General features: G+C 63.4%; 20 protein-coding genes. 14 read left to right on the forward strand and 6 right to left on the reverse strand.

Annotated elements, in window-relative coordinates; all coding sequences use genetic code 11:
• The first annotated feature begins 71 nt into the window (after nt 1-71).
• The 4 genes from NCR37_RS24805 to NCR37_RS24820 are packed head-to-tail and all read left to right on the forward strand — an operon-like array spanning nt 72 to nt 4,271.
• On the forward strand, nt 72-1,079 hold the full coding sequence (locus NCR37_RS24805; protein WP_250475455.1) for an ABC transporter permease: 1,008 nt from the start codon (nt 72-74) through the stop codon (nt 1,077-1,079).
• 40 nt (nt 1,080-1,119) lie between these two features.
• Nucleotides 1,120-2,061: a sugar-binding protein gene (locus NCR37_RS24810; protein WP_250475456.1), complete on the forward strand. Its 942-nt coding sequence runs from the start codon at nt 1,120-1,122 to the stop codon at nt 2,059-2,061.
• The gene (locus NCR37_RS24815; protein WP_250475457.1) at nt 2,058-3,581 is read left to right on the forward strand and encodes a sugar ABC transporter ATP-binding protein; all 1,524 of its coding nucleotides are present in this window, start codon (nt 2,058-2,060) and stop codon (nt 3,579-3,581) included. Before NCR37_RS24810 ends, NCR37_RS24815 begins: the two co-directional genes overlap by 4 nt.
• Before the next feature lie 30 nt (nt 3,582-3,611).
• A complete protein-coding gene (locus NCR37_RS24820; protein WP_250475458.1) occupies nt 3,612-4,271 on the forward strand; it encodes an aspartate/glutamate racemase family protein in 660 nt (219 codons plus the stop codon).
• Here the strand turns inward: NCR37_RS24820 and NCR37_RS24825 are convergent.
• Nucleotides 4,268-4,978 (reverse strand): Crp/Fnr family transcriptional regulator, encoded by a 711-nt coding sequence (locus NCR37_RS24825; RefSeq protein ID WP_250475459.1) that lies wholly within the window; start codon nt 4,976-4,978, stop codon nt 4,268-4,270. The genes NCR37_RS24820 and NCR37_RS24825 overlap by 4 nt on opposite strands.
• A 362-nt stretch (nt 4,979-5,340) precedes the next feature.
• On the opposite strand from NCR37_RS24825, the gene NCR37_RS24830 reads away from it, so the two are divergent.
• The 9 genes from NCR37_RS24830 (at nt 5,341) to NCR37_RS24870 (ending at nt 14,637) form a co-directional block, all read left to right on the forward strand.
• Nucleotides 5,341-6,036: a GntR family transcriptional regulator gene (locus NCR37_RS24830; protein ID WP_244140150.1), complete on the forward strand. Its 696-nt coding sequence runs from the start codon at nt 5,341-5,343 to the stop codon at nt 6,034-6,036.
• Nucleotides 6,037-6,081: 45 nt separating this feature from the next.
• Entirely contained in the window at nt 6,082-7,350 is a 1,269-nt protein-coding gene (gene mtnK / locus NCR37_RS24835; RefSeq protein WP_250475460.1) for an S-methyl-5-thioribose kinase, read from the forward strand.
• Nucleotides 7,351-7,361: 11 nt separating this feature from the next.
• The gene (gene mtnA / locus NCR37_RS24840) at nt 7,362-8,441 is read left to right on the forward strand and encodes an S-methyl-5-thioribose-1-phosphate isomerase (protein WP_250475461.1); all 1,080 of its coding nucleotides are present in this window, start codon (nt 7,362-7,364) and stop codon (nt 8,439-8,441) included.
• A complete protein-coding gene (locus tag NCR37_RS24845) occupies nt 8,438-9,106 on the forward strand; it encodes a class II aldolase/adducin family protein (protein WP_250475462.1) in 669 nt (222 codons plus the stop codon). The genes mtnA and NCR37_RS24845 overlap by 4 nt, the downstream gene beginning before the upstream one ends.
• A gap of 59 nt (nt 9,107-9,165) precedes the next feature.
• Entirely contained in the window at nt 9,166-10,299 is a 1,134-nt protein-coding gene (locus NCR37_RS24850; RefSeq protein ID WP_250475463.1) for a sugar ABC transporter substrate-binding protein, read from the forward strand.
• Nucleotides 10,300-10,355: 56 nt separating this feature from the next.
• A complete protein-coding gene (locus NCR37_RS24855) occupies nt 10,356-11,891 on the forward strand; it encodes a sugar ABC transporter ATP-binding protein (RefSeq protein WP_250475464.1) in 1,536 nt (511 codons plus the stop codon).
• A complete protein-coding gene (locus NCR37_RS24860; RefSeq protein WP_248323863.1) occupies nt 11,888-12,889 on the forward strand; it encodes an ABC transporter permease in 1,002 nt (333 codons plus the stop codon). Before NCR37_RS24855 ends, NCR37_RS24860 begins: the two co-directional genes overlap by 4 nt.
• A gap of 61 nt (nt 12,890-12,950) precedes the next feature.
• Nucleotides 12,951-13,961, forward strand: coding sequence for a dihydroxyacetone kinase subunit DhaK (locus NCR37_RS24865; RefSeq protein WP_250475465.1), 1,011 nt, complete (start codon nt 12,951-12,953; stop codon nt 13,959-13,961).
• Nucleotides 13,962-13,974: 13 nt separating this feature from the next.
• On the forward strand, nt 13,975-14,637 hold the full coding sequence (locus tag NCR37_RS24870) for a DAK2 domain-containing protein (protein WP_250475466.1): 663 nt from the start codon (nt 13,975-13,977) through the stop codon (nt 14,635-14,637).
• Nucleotides 14,638-14,640: 3 nt separating this feature from the next.
• Here the strand turns inward: NCR37_RS24870 and NCR37_RS24875 are convergent, their stop codons facing one another.
• From NCR37_RS24875 to NCR37_RS24895, 5 genes are all read right to left on the reverse strand, one after another.
• Entirely contained in the window at nt 14,641-15,390 is a 750-nt protein-coding gene (locus tag NCR37_RS24875; RefSeq protein ID WP_250475467.1) for an IclR family transcriptional regulator, read from the reverse strand.
• 19 nt (nt 15,391-15,409) lie between these two features.
• The gene (locus NCR37_RS24880; RefSeq protein ID WP_250475468.1) at nt 15,410-16,162 is read right to left on the reverse strand and encodes an amino acid ABC transporter ATP-binding protein; all 753 of its coding nucleotides are present in this window, start codon (nt 16,160-16,162) and stop codon (nt 15,410-15,412) included.
• Nucleotides 16,159-16,803 (reverse strand): amino acid ABC transporter permease, encoded by a 645-nt coding sequence (locus NCR37_RS24885; protein ID WP_250475469.1) that lies wholly within the window; start codon nt 16,801-16,803, stop codon nt 16,159-16,161. The genes NCR37_RS24880 and NCR37_RS24885 overlap by 4 nt, the downstream gene beginning before the upstream one ends.
• Before the next feature lie 21 nt (nt 16,804-16,824).
• Nucleotides 16,825-17,541, reverse strand: coding sequence for an amino acid ABC transporter permease (locus NCR37_RS24890; protein WP_250475470.1), 717 nt, complete (start codon nt 17,539-17,541; stop codon nt 16,825-16,827).
• Nucleotides 17,542-17,615: 74 nt separating this feature from the next.
• The gene (locus NCR37_RS24895) at nt 17,616-18,452 is read right to left on the reverse strand and encodes an ABC transporter substrate-binding protein (RefSeq protein WP_250475471.1); all 837 of its coding nucleotides are present in this window, start codon (nt 18,450-18,452) and stop codon (nt 17,616-17,618) included.
• A gap of 343 nt (nt 18,453-18,795) precedes the next feature.
• Here NCR37_RS24895 and NCR37_RS24900 point away from each other — a divergent pair, with 343 nt between their 5' ends.
• The gene (locus NCR37_RS24900) at nt 18,796-19,074 is read left to right on the forward strand and encodes a DUF3253 domain-containing protein (protein ID WP_250475472.1); all 279 of its coding nucleotides are present in this window, start codon (nt 18,796-18,798) and stop codon (nt 19,072-19,074) included.
• Nucleotides 19,075-19,082 lie beyond the last annotated feature (8 nt).

Genomic DNA, 19,082 nt, shown 5'->3' on the forward strand with positions numbered 1-19,082 from the left:
TGACGCGCGTCACAGATTTGCCGTTTGCATCGCGCCTATGATCGGCCTCAGCCTGAACGGAGGAGCGATCGGTGAGCGCACTATCGTCGAACAAAGCGTCGGACAAGCCGCAGCAGTCATCTCGCGGCGTGGCACTGCTGCGTGCCTGTCTGCGCATCCGCGAGCTGAATGTACTCTCCGTGGTGTTGCTGGTCGGAATCCTGATCAGCGCGTTCTCGCCGTACTTTCTCACCACCAACAACCTGATGGGCGTGTTCCGCTCGTTCTCGCTCGTGGCGCTCATGTCCATCGGCATGATGCTCGTCATCATCACGGGCGGCATCGATCTCTCTGTCGGCTCCGTCATGGGCCTGTCGTCGCTCGTGACGGCGCTCGCCTTCCAGCACGGCATGACGGCGCTCGCCGCAATTCTGTCGGGGCTCGCGGTCGGCGTGATCGTCGGCGGCTTCAACGGCCTGATGATCACGTGGATACAGTTGCCGCCCTTCATCGCGACGCTCGGCACCTTGTCGATCGGGCGAGGGCTCATGTACATCATCACCAAGGGCGTGCCGGTCACGCCGGACGTGCCGGATGCCTTCACGTTCATCGGACAGGGGTATATCGGCTTCGTGCCGTTTCCGGTCGTCATCCTGCTCGCCATGACCGGCGTATTCTCCGTCGTCATGCGTCAGACGCGCTTCGGCCGTCACGTCTACGCGACGGGCGGCAACGAAGTGGCCGCGCGGTTGTCCGGCGTGCGCACCGCCCGCGTGAAATTCGCGGTGTACGTGCTGTCCGGACTGATCGCGTCGATGGCGGGCGTCATCGCGTTCTCGCGCTTCGTGTCGGCGGAGCCGGCGTCGGGGTTCGGGGCGGAACTGGATGTAATCGCGGCGGCGGCCATCGGCGGCGCGAGTCTTTCGGGCGGCGCCGGCAGCGTCGAAGGCGCAATCATCGGCGCGGCGCTCGCCGGGATCATCACCAACGGCGTGGTGCTCCTCAACATTGATACCTATGCGCAGCAGGCCATTACCGGCTGCGTGATCCTGATTGCGGTGAGCATCGACATATGGCGCGTGCGCCGCAAAGGGCCCTGATTCGAGCCTGATCGACAGAAACCAGAACGGGAGACGAAGCATGAAGACCACGCCAAGGATCATCGCGGGCTTGACGCTCGCGCTTTGCGCCACGCTCGGCAGCGCTGCGCACGCAAAAGAAGGGAAGGACATATCGGTCGCCGTGATTCCCAAGGTCGCGGTGCCGTTCTTCGACGACTGCAACAAGGGCGCGCAGTCCGCCGCGGACAAGGCCGGCGTCAAGTATCAATGGGTCGTGCCGCAAAACACGCAGGGCTCGACGCAAGTGCAGATCATCGAAGACCTCATCTCGCGTCACGTCGATGGCATCGCCATTTCCGTGAACGAGCCCAAGTCGGTGGAAGGCGTCATCAAGCGGGCCGCGCAAAGCGGCGTTAAGGTGTTGACCTACGATTCGGATTCGCCGAAGAGCGGCCGCTCGATGTACATCGGCACGAACAACGTGCAGGCAGGCGAGACGATGGCCGACACGATGGGCCGTGCGTTGAACGGCAAGGGCGAGGTCGCGATCGTGACGGGCCAGCTCGGCGCGGTGAATCTCAACGAGCGCATCGCCGGCATCAAGAAGGGTCTCGCGAAGTACCCCGGTATCAAGATCGTCGAGACGCAGGGCACGGACGACGACCTTGCGCGTGGCGTGTCGGTCGTGGAGACGACGCTGCGCGCGCATCCGAATCTGAACGGCATCTTCGGCGTGAGTCAGGTCGGCGGCCCGGCGGTGGCGAAGGTGCTCAATACGAAGGAATTCGGCGCGATGAAAGGCAAGCTCGAAGTGCTCGCCTTCGACGACCTCCCGGATACGCTCAAGGGCCTGAGAGATGGCTACATTCAGGGCATCATGGTGCAGCGTCCGGTGACGATGGGTTCGCTCGCGGTTCAGCATCTCGTCGCGCAGATCCAGGGCAAGGAAACGCAGGAGAAGGACATCGACACGGGCGTCACGGTGGTGACGAAGGAAAACATCGGCAGCTACACCAAATGACGCCCGCCGGCGACCGTACGAAGCCCTTTCTGGAGATGCGCGGCATCTCCAGAACGTTTCCCGGCGTGAAGGCGCTCGATCACGTCGACCTCGCAATCTACAGGGGCGAAGTGCTCGCGCTCGCCGGCGAAAACGGCGCAGGCAAGAGCACGCTCATGAAGGTGCTGACAGGTGTGTATGCGCCCGATCCCGGCGGCGTCATCCTCGTCGAAGGTCGCGAAGTGACGATCGCCAACAGCAATCATGCGCGCGCGCTCGGCATCAACACCATCTATCAGGAGCTGGCGGTCGTCGAAAATCTGACGGTCGGCGAGAACATCTTTCTGGCGAAGGAGCCGCTCACGCGCTTCGGCTTCATCGATCGCGCGCGCATGCATCGCGAAGCGCGCGAGGTGCTGCAGATGATCGACATGGACGTCGATCCGGCGACGCGCGTGAGCGAACTGAGCGTCGGGCAGCGGCAGATGATCGAAATCGCGAAGGCGCTGTCCGCGCAGTCGAAGGTCATCGTCATGGACGAGCCGACCGCATCGCTCAGTCATCACGAGACCAGCGTGCTGGTAGGACTCGTCAAACGGTTGCGCGAGCGGGGCATTGCTGTCGTCTACATCTCGCATCGGCTCGAAGAGGTCTTCGAACTCGCGGATCGCGTGACCGTGCTGCGCGACGGCCGCACGGTCAGCACCATGCCGATCGAGCGCGTGACGCGTGAAACGCTCGTGCGTCAGATGGTCGACCGCGAGTTGAGCGAACTCTATGGGGAGCCGCAATCGCACGCGACCGGCCATCCTGTGCTCGAAGTGCGCGATCTTTCGCTCAAGCAGAGCAAGTCCGCCGATGCGCGCATACGCGATATTAGTTTCACACTGCATCGCGGCGAAGTGCTCGGCATCGCGGGGCTCGTCGGCTCGGGACGCACTGAGATCATGGAGATGATCTTCGGCATGCGTCCGTCGACCGGCTCGATCCTGATGGAGGGCGAGCCGGTCGCGATACGCAACCCGCATGATGCGATTCGCGCGGGCATCGGCTTCGTCACCGAGGACCGCAAGGCGCAAGGCCTCGTGCTTGGCATGAGCGTGCGCGAGAACTTCAGCCTCACGCATCTCTCGCGCTATTCGCCGTTCCAGTTCGTGCAGCACGCGCGCGAGCGGTCCAGTTGCGCGGAGTACGTGCGTATGCTCGGCATCAAGACGCCGGGCGTCGAGCAGAAAGTGGTGAACCTGAGCGGCGGTAATCAACAGAAGATCGTCATTGCGAAGTGGGTCGCGCGCCAGCCCAGGGTGCTGATCGTCGATGAGCCCACGCGCGGCATCGATATCGGCGCCAAGGCGGAAGTGCACGCCCTCATTGCGCGGCTCGCGTCGCAGGGCATCGGCGTGATCGTGATTTCGTCGGACCTGCTGGAGGTTCTCGCCGTGAGCGATCGCATTCTGACCGTGCGCGAAGGGCGCATCAGCGGCGAATTGCGCCGCGAGGAAGCCACTCAAGAGAAGGTGATGGCGCTTGCCACTGCCTGACATTCACTCATTCAAACGTTAGAGCGAAGCATGGCAAAGATCGTCGTAGTGCATACCGGACCCGTTACCGTCGAGCCTCTCAAGGCGCAGTTCGCAGAGCAGTTGCCGGGCAATCGCGTCATCAACATCGTGGACGACAGCCTGCTTGCCGATGTGCGCGCGGCAGGACGCCTGACTCCCGAAGTGACCGCGCGTCTCTATGCGTACATGTCGAGCGCGCAGGGCATGGGCGCGGACATCATTCTGAACGCATGCTCGTCGGTCGGCGAAGCGGCGGATCTGCTTCGCGGCCTCATTCGCACGCCCATTGTCAAAGTGGATGAGTCGATGGCGGAAGAAGCGAGCGCGCTCGGCGCGCGTGTCGGCGTCGTCGCGACGGTGTCGACCACGCTCGAACCCACTGTCCGTCTCATTCGAAGCAAGGCGGCGGAGCATGGACGGCGGGTCGACGTGACCGAATGCATCGCGCAAGGCGCATTTGAGGCGCTGCTCGCGGGGGACGCGGGCCGGCACGACGACATCTTGAAACGCGCGATCATCGAACTGGCCGATCGGGTCGACGTGATCGTGCTGGCGCAAGTGTCGATGGCACGCCTCGTGCCCGCGCTCGGCTCGCTGGCCGTGCCGGTGCTTTCGAGTCCGCAAAGCGGCGTGGCCGCCGTCAAGCGGGCGCTCGCGAATATCGCCTAAGCCGTCGCGAGCGCGTGTGTTCTGCCGATGAAGCGCGAGACGAACGCGGGCGTCAGCACGATCTTGCGTTCGCGCATGTCGACCAGACCTTCGGCCTTGAGATCGCTGATATGCCGGTTCACCGATTCGCGCGACGTGCCGATGAATTCCGCGAGCTTGTCCTGCGCAATCGGCAAGTCGATGAGAATCGCATCGCCCTGTTCGGCGTAATCGCAGGCGATGCCCACTTGTCCCGAGAACATCACGAGGATGTTGGTGAGCCGCTTGCGCACGTCATGCAGCGAAAGATTCTCGATCAACTGCTGCGCTTCCTGCCAGCGTAGATAGTGGTTGCGCAGCACGAACTGGTTGATGACGTCGTAGCGCGCGAGCAGGTCCTTGAAATCCTGCTTGCGGATAAAGCAGACCATGCTCGGCGCGAGCGTCTGTGCGTGATGCGAATAGTTCGCCTGATTCAGCACGTCGCCATCGCCGAAAATCATGCCGGCCTTCACGAACGCCAGTGTGATCTCCTGACCGTCCTCGGTCAGCCGGTATAGCCTGACGCTGCCGCTCTTGAGCAGATAGACGTGCTCGCTCGACTCATCGGGGCGATACACGATGGTGTTCTTGCGCAGCGTCCGGTGATCGCTGAACGCGGGCATTACCTCGTCGAGGCAATTGCGCTGGATGAGTGAAAGCAGTTCGCTCTTGCCGACAAACCACATTGCCGTCTCCTTGGGGTTGCCTTTCGATCGGCTCTCTTTCCGGGCGCTCGTTCATGGCGCATGCGGAGCCGTACTTCAGGACGGCTCATTCTACACACGCAAGCATTGGCCGGTGTCCCATGCCGGGTGCGTTGCACCGCACTTTTTTCCTGCGACGCGATAAGCGTTATTGCAATGCGACGAGCGCATGCGCCAGCGCTGGCGGGATTGCGTTACTAAAAATGCTGCAGGCGCGGAATGTCGCTCAAGTAGACGAACGCATGCGGCTAAGGGAAAATCCCGACAAGAACATCAGACGTCTGATGTATATTTGACCTCATGACACCTGCGGGAGCCCCATGCGTTTAAGCGTCGAGCGTTCGATGAGCGACAAGATACAGGAGTCGCTTCTCACGATGATCCGCGAGCGCAAGCTCAAGCCCGGCGACCAGATTCCGACGGAAATCGAGCTATGCGAGTTGCTCGGCGTGGGGCGTTCGAGTCTGCGCGAAGCAGTCGCGCAAATGATCTCGCATGGACTGCTCGAACGCGTGCAAGGCAGGGGGACGTTCATCAGACAAATTTCGCTCAAGCTGCAAGGCGGGCTGGATGATCTGATGTCCGTGACCGACATGATCAAAAGTGTCGGTGCGGTGCCGTCGACGAGCCGCATCCGCATGGACATCGTCGGGGCATCGGAGAGTCTTGCGGAAAAGCTGGGTATCGAGGCAGGCGACGAATGCGTACGCATCGAGCGCGTGCGCCGCGCGGACGACGCCATTGCCGCGTACTGCATCGACACCATTCCGAAGACGTTGTTCGATGCCGCGGACGGGGAGCTGGGTGAATCGCTGTTCGGCATGTTCGCGCGTACCGGGCGCCGTTTGTCCCACACGCATACGTCGATACAGCCGACCATCCTCACGCCGCGCGATCTGCCGGAACTGGGCGATGGCTTCGGCCTGTTTCTGCTGCTGGACGAAGTAGATTTCGATCAGAGCGGCGAGCCGCTTTGCTATAGCAACGACTACTACAACACGAGCATCTTCAAGTTCGACCTGGTGCGCAAACGTCGCTGAAGCGTTCCGCTGACTCGCGCGCTCAACACATCGGAGGAGACACCGATGGAGTTCGAAGCATTTACCGCAGCCGCACTTGCCGATTACCTCGGCGGCATCCCCGAAGTGCGCGCGCGGCTGGGCGATCCCGATGATCTCGAGATCGTCGAAGTGGGGGACGGCAATCTCAACTTCGTGTACTTCGTGACCAATGCGAAGGCGCGCGAGCGCAGCGTCGTCGTGAAGCAGGCGCCGCCGTTTCTGCGGCTCGTCGGCAAGAACTGGCCGCTGTCCTGCCAGCGCATGGACCATGAGGTCGCGGCGTTGCGGCGCTTCGGCGCGTTGTGTCCGCAGCATGTGCCGCAGGTCTTTCACGCCGACGGCAAGCGCTTCCTGATGGTCATGCAGCATCTCTCGTCGCATCGCATTTTGCGGCACGGGCTCATGGACGGCGTGAGGTATCCGCTCATGGCCGAGCATCTGTCGACGTATCTCGCGCAGACGCTTTTCTTCGGCTCCGATCTCTATCTCGCGCCCGACATCAAGAAGCAGGCCGTGGGCGCCGCCGTGAACGCGGAGTTGTGCAAGATCACCGAAGATCTCGTCTTCACGTTTCCGTTCGAAGACCATCCGTCCAACGTCTACAGCGCGGCGTTGCCGAAGTCCGCGCTGGAGCGCCTGCGCACCGACGATGCGTTGCGCCTGGCCGCCGCCGACATGAAATGGGCCTTCATGAATCATGCGGAAACGCTGCTGCATGGCGATCTGCACACCGGCTCGATCATGGTCAATGAACGCGAGACCTATGTCATCGACCCGGAATTCGCCTTCTACGGGCCGATGGGCTTCGACATCGGCGCGCTGATCGCGAACCTGCTGCTCGCTTACTTCTCGCGCGATTATCACGGCCGCCTCGATGGCGGTGAACCCGGCGCGTATCAGGAATGGCTTCTCGACCAGACGGCGCGCATCTGGAACGGCTTCAGCGCGAAGTTCCTCGCGCTCTGGCGCGATCACGAAAGCCGAAGCGGCCGGCCCTTTATCGGCGGATCGGCGGATAGCCGCGCGGCCGAGGCATACCGCGCGCACTTCATGCGGCGGCTTCTGGCGGACACGCTGGGCTTCGCGGGCTGCAAGATGATCCGGCGCATCGTCGGCATGGCGAAAGTTGCGGAAATCACGCGCATTCCCGACGCCGAAGTGCGCGCGCAGATCGAAGTGCGCTGCCTGCGCTGCGCCGAAGCGCTGCTCGTGCAGCGCGCCGCTCTGACCGGCATCGAAGATGTCACCCTGCTCGCGCGCGACATGCAGCGCGAGGCCGTCGAACAACGCTGACTGGAGCATGAATGAATTCGCAGCCCTTGTTTCCTGCGCTCGCGCCCACCATCGAGTGGCGTGACGGCAAACTGCTGCTGCTGAACCAGACGCGCCTGCCGCACGAGATCGTCGTGGAGCATGTCGCCGATGCCGCCGCCGTGTGGCGTGCCATCCACGAACTGCGCGTGCGCGGCGCGCCTGCCATCGGCGTGGCGGCGGCATATGGGCTATGCGTCGCGATGCAGGATGCGCGCGCGTTGCCCGTGGCGCGGTTCCGGGCGGAACTGGAACGGCGCGCCGCGTGGCTCGACAGCGCGCGTCCCACGGCTGTCAATCTGAGCTGGAGCCTGAGGCGCATGGTGCGGCGCGCGCGCGAATGCGACGCGCAGGATGGCGCGGCGCTCTACGACGTGCTCGTCGACGAAGCGAAGCGCATCCACGAGGAAGACATCGCGCTATGCGAAGGCATCGGCGTGCATGGCATGTCCCTCATCCGGCCGGGCAGCGGCGTGCTCACGCACTGCAATGCAGGCGCGCTCGCGACAACCGGTCTCGGAACGGCGACGGCGCCGATTTACGCGGCGCATCGCGCGGGCGTCGCATTCAACGTCTTTGCCGATGAAACCCGGCCCTTGCTGCAAGGCGCCCGCCTCACGGCGTTCGAGTTGCAACAGGCGGGCGTCGACGTGACGCTCATCATGGATGGCGCGGCGGCTTCAATCATGTCGCAGGGTCTGGTGAATCTCGTGATCGTCGGGACGGACCGCGTGGCCGCGAACGGCGACTTCGCGAACAAGATCGGCACGCTGGGGCTCGCGATCGCCGCGCGCCATTACGGCATACCGTTCTATGTCGCGTGTCCTTCTTCGACGCTGGATTTCTCGACGGCGACGGGCGAGCGCATCGAGATCGAGGAGCGCTCGGGAACCGAGGTCACGCATCTCGCCGGGCAGCGGATCGCGCCTGACAACATCAAGGCGCGCAATCCCGCATTCGATGTGACGCCGCACGCCCTCGTCACCGGCTTCATCACGGAACGGGGCATCGTGGAAGCGCCGTTCGAGCGTTCGCTCAGGAACCTCTTTGCCGCCGAAGGCAACGCGGCATGAACGCGACGGATGAGGGCACGCTGCGCCGGGGCATCGTGGAGACGGCGCTCGAAATGGAACGCCTCGGCATCAACCAGGGCACGTCGGGCAATGTCAGCGCGCGTCTGCGCGACGGCTTGCTGATCACACCGAGCGGCATTGCGGCACGCGAGCTGGACGCCGCGAGCATCGTGTATCTGCCGCTCGACGTGCGCGACGACGATGACGTGCTTCGCTTGCAACGGCCTTCATCGGAATGGCGCATTCATCGCGACCTGCTGCGTGCGCGCCCGGACATGCATGCGGTGGTGCACACGCACTCGACGGCGGCAACGGCGCTCGCCATTCACGGCCGCGATATCCCGGCGGTTCACTACATGGTGGCGGCAGCGGGCGGCGCGTCGATACGCTGCGCGCCGTATGCGCTTTTCGGCACGCAGGCGCTATCGGACCACGCGCTCGCCGCACTGGAAGGAAGACGCGCGTGTCTGCTCGCGCATCACGGTGTCGTCGCGCTCGGCGCGAATCTCGCGCGCGCCGTGTGGCTCGCGCATGAAGTGGAAGTGCTCGCGAGGCAATATCTGCTCGCGTTGCAACTGGGCACGCCGCCTATCTTGAGCCACGAGCAGATGGACGACGTGCTGGAACGATTCAAGACGTACGGCAAGCGCAGCAAGGACGATTGAAACCCCGCGACACGACCTGAAGCAAACTGCATTGAACAACTCATACAAAGGAGACAGTGATGGCCTGGAGTTCTGCACGATTCGATAGTTGGGGAACGTTCGGCAAATCCACCGGGGCGCTGCTGCTTTGCGCCGCCGCGCTCGCGGGATGCAACAAGAGCGAAAACACATCGTCGGGCAGCAGTGCCGCCAAGAGCGCCAGCGAAAGCGCGAGCGCGCCGGCGAGTGCACCCGCAAGCGCACCGGCAAGCGCGCCGGCGGCGGCCGCCGCGAGCGGCGCCAAGCCCAAAATCGGCTTTTCGATCGCGACGTTGAACAACGCGTTCTTCGTGGGCCTCAAGGCCGGCGTCGAGCGCGGCGCGAAGGATCAGAACTTCGACCTCGTGCAGACCAACGCGAACGGCGATGCGCAGCAGCAAGTGAACGATGCGCTCAATCTGCTGAGTCAGGGCGTGACGGCGCTCGTGCTCAATCCGATCGATTCGAAGGCGATCATCCCGGCCGTCGAGAAGGCGAACCAGATGAACATTCCCGTCTTCACGCTCGATCGCGGATCGGATGGCGGCAAGGTGACGTCCTTCGTCGCGTCGGACAACGTCGCGCTCGGCCAGACGGCGGCGAAGTGGATCGCGGAGCAGCTCAAGAAGCGATACGGCTCGGAGAAGGGCAACGTCGTCGACCTGATCGGTCTCGTCGGCACCACGGCGGCGACCGATCGCGAGAAGGGCTTCAGCGACGAGATCGCGAAGTATCCGGACATCAAGGTCGTGGCTCGCCAGGAAGGCGCATTCGACCAGGAAAAGTCGCTTAACGCGATGACCAACATCCTGCAGAAGTATCCGCAGATCGACGCGGTATTCGGCGCCAACGACGACAACACCGTGGGCGCGGAAAAAGCCATCGACAACGCGGGGCGCTACAAGCCGCTCGACGATAAGGCGCACATCATGGTGATCGGCGCGGACGGAACCGCACAGGCCCTCTCCGCGATCCGCGCGGGCAAGCAGGACGCGACCATCTCGCAGAACCCCATCAAGATGGCGGCAAAGTCGTTGCAGTTCATCGCGGACTTCAACGCGAAGAAGGACGTCCCCGCGAATTATGCGTGGCCGACCATGCTCATCGACAAGTCGAACATCGGCTCGGACGCGGTCAAGCAGTACGGCCTGTGGTCCGAAGAAGTGAAGCAGTAAGGCCAACCGGCGGCCGCGCGTGCTTCAGGGCGCGCGGCCGCGAGCGGAATGCGAACATGACAGTCGAAACGGAACCGCGCACGCGCGCGCCTTCGAGCACGAAGGCGCCGCTTCTGCGCATGCAGGGCATCGTCAAGAGCTTTCCCGGCGTGAAGGCGCTGCGCGGCGTGAGTCTCGAATTGCAGGCGGGACATGTGATGGCGATCGTCGGCGAGAACGGCGCGGGCAAGTCGTCGCTCGTGAAGACGCTTTCGGGCGCTTACGAGCCGGACGAAGGCGACATCGAGATCGACGGCAAGCCGCTTGCGCGCGGCACGAACGCCGCGATCGACGCCGGTGTTGCCGTCATTTATCAGGAGCTTTCGCTCATCAACGACATGACGGTCGCGGAGAACCTGTTTCTCGGCCGCATGCCAGCGACCAAAGGCTTCGTGAGGCAGCGCGAGGCCCATGCGATGGCGCGCGAGGCGCTCGCGCGCGTGGGGCTCGACGACGTGGCGCCGTGGATGCGCCTCGGCGATCTCCCGCTCAACAAGCGGCAACTCGTGGAAGTCGCCAAGGCCATTGCACGCGACGCGCGCATCCTCGTGATGGACGAGCCGACCGCCGCACTGCAAAGTCACGACATCGAGAACCTGTATGCGGTCGTGCGGCGCTTGCGCGAAGAAGGACTCGGCATCATCTTCATTTCGCACCATCTCGAAGAAGTATTCGAGCTGGCGGATTCCGCGGTCGTGATGCGCGATGGCGCGACCGTGGGCGCGCGTCCCATGTCGCAATGGACCGAAGCCGAACTCGTGCAGGCGATGGTCGCGCGCAATCTCGAATCGTTCTATCCGTGGGAGCCGCGCGATTACGGGGAGGTCGTGCTCGAAGTGCGCAACCTCGCGAGCGCGCCTCTGCTGCGCAACGCGAGCTTCACGGTGCGCGCGGGCGAGATCGTCGGCATTGCGGGAATCGCGGGCGCGGGGCGCACGGAACTGCTGAAGACGATCTTCGGCGCGCTGCCCGCCACGCATGGCGAGATCTTCGTGAAAGGCAGGAAGGTCTCGAATCATTCGCCGACCGAAGGCGTTCGTCACGGGCTCGTCTATACGTCGGAGGATCGCAAGCTCGAAGGGCTCGTGCTGGATGCCAGCATCGAAGAGAACATTGCGCTGTCGAGTCTCAGGGCGCTCGCGAGCGGCGGCTTCGTGCGCGGCGCGAGAAAGCGCAAGCTCGCGCAGGAGGCGAGCACGCGCTTCGGCGTGCGCGCCTCCTCGGTGTTGCAAATCACGGGCACGCTCTCGGGCGGCAACCAGCAGAAGGTCATTCTCGGACGCGCCACTGCGACCAATCCCGCCGTCATCATGCTCGACGAACCCACGCGCGGCATCGACGTGGGCGCGAAGACCGAGATCTACGCGCATATGGTGGCGATGGCCCGCGCGGGCGCGGCGGTCGTCATGGTCAGCTCGGAACTGCCGGAACTGCTCGGCATGTCGGATCGCGTGCTGGTGATGTATCGCGGCAGCATCGTGACCGAAATAGCCCGCGACAAGGCGCACTCCGAAACGGTGATTCAATGGGCAACGACAGGAGCAGGGGCATGACATCCACGGCAGCCAACCGGGCGGACACCGAAGCGCTGTCGCGCCGCGTGATCCGTCAACTGAGAAGCGGCATCGGACCATTGTTCGCGGCGCTCGTCATCATCTGCGTCGCGTTGTCGATTGCGTCGCCGGAATTCCTCACGACGAGCACGCTCACCAACATCATGGTGCAAGTATCCGTCGTGGGCATCGCGGCGGTCGGCGGCACCTTCGTCATCATCACGTCGGGCATCGACCTGTCGGTCGGATCGCTCGTCGCGCTGAGCGGCATGGTCGCCGCGACCTTCATGGCGGGATCGAGCCCGGATGCGGTCGGTCTCGGCATAGGCGGGCTCTTCATTGCGCTTGCGACGGGCGCGGCGGTCGGTGCGATCAACGGCTTCGCCATCTCCTGGCTGCGACTCGTGCCGTTCATCGTGACGCTCGCCGCGATGGCAATGGCACGCGGCCTCACGCTTGCCATTTCGGACGGCCGCACGAAGTTCGACTTCCCGAACGCGTTCACCGTGTTCGGCGCGAAGGCCATCGCGGGCCTGCCCATGCCGATGATCGTGATGCTGGTCGTTTTCGTCATCGGCCACGTATTGCTGCGCAAGACCACGTTCGGTCATCAGGTGTTCGCGGTCGGCGGCAATCAGGAGGCCGCGCGGCTTGCGGGCATTCCGGTGCGGCGCGTCGTGTTTCTCACGTACATGCTCGCAGGCGTCACGGCGGCGATCGCGGGCATCGTGCTCGCGGGACGGCTGAATTCCGCGCTGCCGTCGGCGGCGAACGGTCTCGAACTTCAGGTCATCGCGGCCATCGTCATCGGTGGCACGTCGCTCGCAGGAGGGCGCGGCTCGATCGTCGGCACGTTCATCGGCGTGGTGCTGATCGGGGTCATCAACGTCGGCCTGTCGCTGCTGGGCGTAAACCCGTTCTGGACGCAATTCATTCAGGGCGGGGTGATCTTCGCCGCCGTTCTGCTGGATGCGCTGAGCCAGCGACGCAAGCTGTGACACGCGCGACGTCAACGAATAACGCAGGACATCGAGAGGCAAACCAAGGAGACACGCGAAGATGAAGAAGATAATCAACAACCCGGAAACCTTCGTCGATGAGATCATCGACGCGCTCTTGCTTGCGCATCCGAAATGGATCAAGGCGGCCAATTCGGACAAGCGCGCGCTCGTTCGTGCGGATGCGCCCCGCGAAGGCCGCGTAGGCATCGTGACCGGCGGCGGATCGGGCCATATGCCGGGATTTCTCGGCTACGTGGGCGAAGGCTTGTGCGGCGGCGTCGTGGTGGGCAACGTGTTTTCGTCGCCGTCGTCGGAACAGATTCTGGAGGCCACCAAAGGCGTGAATGGCGGGGCGGGCGTGCTCTACGTGTACGGCAATTACGGCGGCGACGTGCTCAACTTCGATCTCGCGTCGGACCTCGCGGATGCCGAAGGGATCGAAGTGAAGACCGTCGTGCTGACCGATGACGTCGCATCAGCGCCAAAGGAGCGCGCGTCCGACCGGCGCGGCGTCGCGGGCATGGTGTTCGCGTTCAAGTGCGCGGGCGCGGCGGCCGAACGCGGCGATTCGCTCGAAGAAGTGGCTCGCATCTGCGCGAAGGCCAATGCGAACTGCCGCACCATGGGAGTCGGGCTTTCGCCGACCATCCTGCCCGCGGCCGGCAAGCCCACCTTCACACTGCCGGATGGCGAGATGGAGATCGGCATCGGCATTCACGGTGAACCGGGAACGCATCGCGGGGCGCTGCAGTCGGCCGATGCCATCGCCGAGAATCTGATGCGCCAGATTCTCGACGATCTCGCGGCACCCAAGGGCTCGCGGCTCGCGCTGCTCGTCAATGGTCTGGGCGCGACGCCGCTCGAAGAACTGTATCTGCTGTATCGGCGCGCGGCGAAGATCGCAGAGGGCGATGGCCTGTCGATCGCGTGGTCGTATGTCGGCGAATACGTGACGAGCCTGGAAATGGCGGGGGCCTCGATCACCGTCATGCTGCTCGACGATGAACTCGAAGCGCTGCTCGCAGCTCCTGCGCATTCGCCCTTCTTTCGCGAAGGCACGCGTGCCTGATCAGGAAACCTAAATGATTACGACGAGTCAAATGCGGGACCTGCTATCCCACGCATTGAGTGAGCTTCCGTCTCATGCCGACGAGCTACGCGACCTCGATGCGGCACTCGGCGACGGCGATCTGGGTATCACCGTGCGCGCGGGGTCGGAAGCGGTGGTCAAGGCGATAGGCGCGCTGCCGGACGAGGCCACGCTCGGCGACGTGCTGCTCGCCGCAGGAAAGGCGTTTTCGACGGCCAATCCGTCGACATTCGCGGCGTTGGTGGGCGGCGGCTTGCTTGCCGCCGCGAAGACGGTGCAGGGCAAGGATGCGTTGGGACGCGACGAGGCGCTCGCCATCGGCCGGGCGGTGGCGTCACGCATTACCGAGCGCGGCAAGAGCAAGATCGGCGACAAGACCGTGCTCGATGCGCTGGCGCCCAGCCTCGACGTGCTGGAAGCATCGCAGGCAAGCGCGGCCGAGACCCTCGACGCGATGATCGCCACGGCGAGCGAACGCGTCGTGGAAACGGCGAAGATGCAGTCGCAGAAGGGCCGCGCGGCGTGGGTGCAGGAACGGAGCATAGGCCATCCGGATCCCGGCGCGACGGCCTATGTGCGTTTCCTTGAAGCGTTGCGCAAGGCGGTCGACCAAGGCGCCGGCGTGAGTGCGGGGGCGTCCGTCCCGCGCCCCTGAACGCTATCTGTGAGAGAGCGCGCGCGCCGATTGCAGAAGGTCGTCGAGCATGGCCTGCCGGCGGTCCGGAGTCGTGTCGCGGCCTGTCATGAAGCAGAGCGCCGCGACCGGCGTTCCGGCGCGATCGCGAACGGGCGCGGCCATGCACAGGCGAAACGCGTTCGAGAGTCCCTCGGTGCAGCAGTAGCCCAAGTCGCGCGCGAGCTGGACATCGCGCATGAATGCCTGGAAGTCGATACGAACGCCGTTGTCGAGAACGAAGTCTTCCTGCGGAATCAACGCGCGGATCTCGTCGGCGTTCATGTGGCCGAGCAAAAGGCGTCCGGTCGCGGTCCACGGAATCGGCACTCTCACGCCGATGTCCGAACTGATGTTGAAAGGGCGCGCGCTGTTCTCGGATAGAACGACGGTGTACTTGTTACCTTCGAGCATGCACAACTGCGCGGTTTCCTCGTGCTTGCGCACCAGCGCGAGAATCGATTGATGCGCGCGGCTAATCAGGTCGTTGTGCGTTGCGTAGTCGGAGCCGTAGTAATGCATCTCCCGTCCGAAGAACACGCTTCCGTCGGCGGTGCTCTCCAGCCAGCCGACTTCGGCGAGGATAGCGACGAGTTCATAGATGCTCGATCGCGGAGCGCCGGTCGCTTCGATCAACTCGCGAATCGACATGGGACGCTGCGCAATATGCAGTTGCCTGAACATCGCAATCACGCGATCCACGCCCCGGGCGCGCGACGATTCCATCACAGCCATTCATCCGCTCCATCGTGCGTCAATGATCGAGCACCCGATGCAGAAACTGCCGGGTGCGCTCGTTCGACGGATTGACGAAAATCTGCTCGGGATCGCCTTGCTCCGCGATCACGCCCTTGTCCATGAACACGACGCGATCAGCGGTCTTGCGCGCGAATCCCATCTCGTGCGTGACGACGACCATCGTCATGCCATCGCGTGCGAGACCGCGCATCACATCGGTGACTTCGCCGACGAGTTCGGGATCGAGCGCAGAGGTGGCTTCATCGAAGAACATGATGCCGGGCTCGACGGCAAGCGCGCGGGCGATGGCGACGCGCTGCTGCTGTCCGCCGGACAACTGGCTCGGATAATGATCCGCGCGCTCGGCGAGCCCCACGCGATCGAGCACGTCCATCGCGCGCCTGCGCGCGTCGGCAGGACTCATCTTGCGGGCCTTGATCAACGCGAGCGTGACATTGCCGAGCGCGGTCTTGTGGGGAAAGAGATTGAATTGCTGGAACACCATGCCGACGTGACCGCGAATGTCGCGCGCGCGTTTCGGGTCGTGCAGCGGTACTTCGTTGACCCACACTTCGCCGGAATCCGCCGTTTCGAGGCCCGCCATGATGCGCAGCACCGTGCTCTTGCCCGATCCCGATGCGCCGATGAGTACGAGGACTTCGCCCGCACGCACGTCGATATTGATTTCGTCGAGCACGCGTGTCGCGCCGAATGCCTTGCTGACGCGCGTGAGCGCAATGACGGGCTTGTTCTGGCTTTGCTCGCTCACGAGAGTCTCCTGCGGTCATGGTGGCGCACCCACTGCGAAAGCGGGAAGCACACGACGAAGTAAATGAGTGCGACGAGCCCGTAGATTTCGACGGGCTTGCCGATCCGGTCGACAATAGCCTGTCCGCCGTGCATGAGTTCCGACATGCCGATCATGCTGACGATCGACGTGTCCTTGATGAGCGACAGATACTGTCCCACGAGCGGCGGCAGCACGATCCTTCCGGTCTGCGGTAGCACGACGGCGCTGAAGGTCTGCATGCGCGACAGTCCGAGGATCTGCGAGACTTCCCACTGGCCTCTCGGCACCGCCTCGATTCCCGAGCGGAACACTTCGGCGATATAGGCGCCCTGATACACGCTCAGACCGATGACGCCGGCAGCGAACACGTCGATCGCATAGCCGAAGTAAGAGACGCCGAAGTAGATGAACATCAGCGTGATGAGCACCGGCGTGCCGCGAAAGAGCTCGATGTAGAGCCGGGCGATACGATCCGTGGCCCACGGCCCGAACGTTCGGAGCACGGCGGCGAGAAGGCCGATCAGCGTGCTGCCGACGATGGCCGCGACGGACAGCAGCAGTGTCGTCACGAGACCCTGCAGCAGGATCGACAGACTGGTGCGCAACAGTTCGAGTGACATGATCCGGCTCCGGTTCGCGGCTCAGGCGCGATTGGCGCGGCGCAACGTGAGAGCGCCGAACCGCGCGCGCGGTGGCACGACGAGCGGTGGATGAAACAGCCGCGCGCCGAGCCGGCTCGCAAGCCAGGACAGCACGTTGCTCAGCACCAGATAGGCGACGAGCACGACCGCGAACGTCTGAACGTAGAGCAGCGTGCGCGAGTTGATGACCGTCGCTGTTCCGGTCAATTCGGGCAAGGCGATAGCGGACAACAGCGAGGTGCCGAGCAGCAACTGGATCAGATAGTTGACGATCGCCGGATAAACGGCGCGGGCGGCCTGGGGCAGGACGATCTCGGACATGATTTGTGCGCGCTCCAGACCGAGGATTGCCGCAGCTTCCAGTTGCCCGCGCGGCACCGACTGAATGCCCGCGCGAAACACTTCGGACAGGTAGGCGCCGACATTCAACCCGAGCGCGATGACGCCTGCCCAGTACGCATCGAGCGCAATGCCCGCCGACGGCAAGCCGAAGAACACGATGAAGATCTGGAGAAGCACCGGCGTGTTGCGGATGATCTCGACGTACGCCCGCGCGAGGAAACGAACGACGCCGAGTGGGGACATGCTGGCCAGCGCGGCCACGAGGCCCAGAACGATCGACAGGACGAACGCGAGCAGCGTGACTTGCAGAGTCAGCCAGCCGGCTTTCAGGAACTCTGGAACATAGCCCCACAGGGTCAACCACTCATAACTCATGTCCTTCTCCCTATCGGAGGTATCGGACCTATCGAATAGGTCCATCTTCGGCCGGCGATCCCATCATGCGCTGCTCAGAATTGCGGATTGAGCGGAAAGCGCGGATCGACGCCGAACCACTTCTTGTAAAGCTGCGCGTTCACCTTCGACGCATTGATGTTGAAGAGGAACAGGTTCAGGTAGTTGAGCCACGCCTGATCGCCGGCTTTCACGCCGAACGCGTTGTACTCCAGCGGCACCAGCGCTTCGTTGGTCACGGTCAGTTCGGGGTCCAGCTTGGCCTGATAGGCGAGGAAGTTGTTGTCCTCGATCATCGCGTCGGCTTGCCCTTGCTTGACGGCGAGAATAGCGGCCTGCGAACTGTCGTATTCCTGAATCTTGACCTGCATGTTCAGCGAGCGCACTTCATCGCCATTGGTCGAACCTTTTACGGTCGCGATCGTGCGGTTAGTCATGTCCTTCACCGACTGAATGCCGCTGCTCTTCTTGACCAGCAGCGCTTCACTCGCGACGACGTAAGGCGACGTGAATTCGATGACCTTCGCGCGTTCGAGATTGCGGGTGAAGTTGCAAAAGACCACATCGACCTTGCTCGTCTGCAGGTTGGGAATACGGTTGGCGCTGGTCGTGTTCACGACTTCGAGCTTCACGCCCATCTGCCGGGCCAGTTCTTTCGCGAGATCGACGTCATAGCCGTCCGGCTGGCCGTCCTTGTCGTAGAAGCCGAACGGCGCGAACGTCAGACAGTCGCCGACGCGCAAGGTCCCGCGCTGCAGGACTGCCTGCAGGGTCGAGGAACTCGTTGCCGCAGGGCTTTCGGCTGGGGTGGAGACCTTCGTGCATGCCGCCAGGGCAATCGTGCCGATGACGAAGAGAGCGGCCGCTTTACCGCGAAGAGCAACGAAATTCATTTGCAGGTCCTGATTCCAAGGTGGGCGAGGGACCGGTTCCAGAACTGCATCCGAAAGGCACCGGAGTGTGTTGTGTCCGATATACCGGACAGGCATCTGACTCTTTGGAATGAAGTTCAGTGTTGACCGAGAGTATCTTGGTGGCAAGCGGCCAAATTACGGATTGTGTCGGTCTTTTTGATGAGATAAAGGCTCGGATCCGGCAGCCCAGTTGTGGGGGCTCGATCGTTGCGACACGTCGAACGCGGCGTGTGCGAGGGCGATGCGCTGCGGTCTCGTGAAGTGAGTGCGATCCGGCGGCATCGTTGCGGCCGTGCTTACTATCCGATACTCCGTGACAGAGATGAGCGTATCTAAATCCGACATCGAAGATTGCCTGCTGCAACTGCTTGGGCAGCGCGCCGCTACTTCCTCGATCTGCCCGTCAGACGTTGCGCGCGCCCTGGCTGCCGATGAAGACGCATGGCGCGCGCTGATGCCCGTGGTCAGACAGGTGGCCTTGGCACTGGCGCATGAAGGGCGCATCATCGTCACGCAAGGAAGCGAAACGGTGCATCCGGATGCGATCAGTCACGGGCCTATCCGCTTGCGACGCGGCCCGACGTTCGAGCAGTCAGAGTGACGCGCAGC

It is taken from the genome of Caballeronia sp. GAFFF1, from assembly GCF_023630705.1.
GTDB lineage: Bacteria > Pseudomonadota > Gammaproteobacteria > Burkholderiales > Burkholderiaceae > Caballeronia.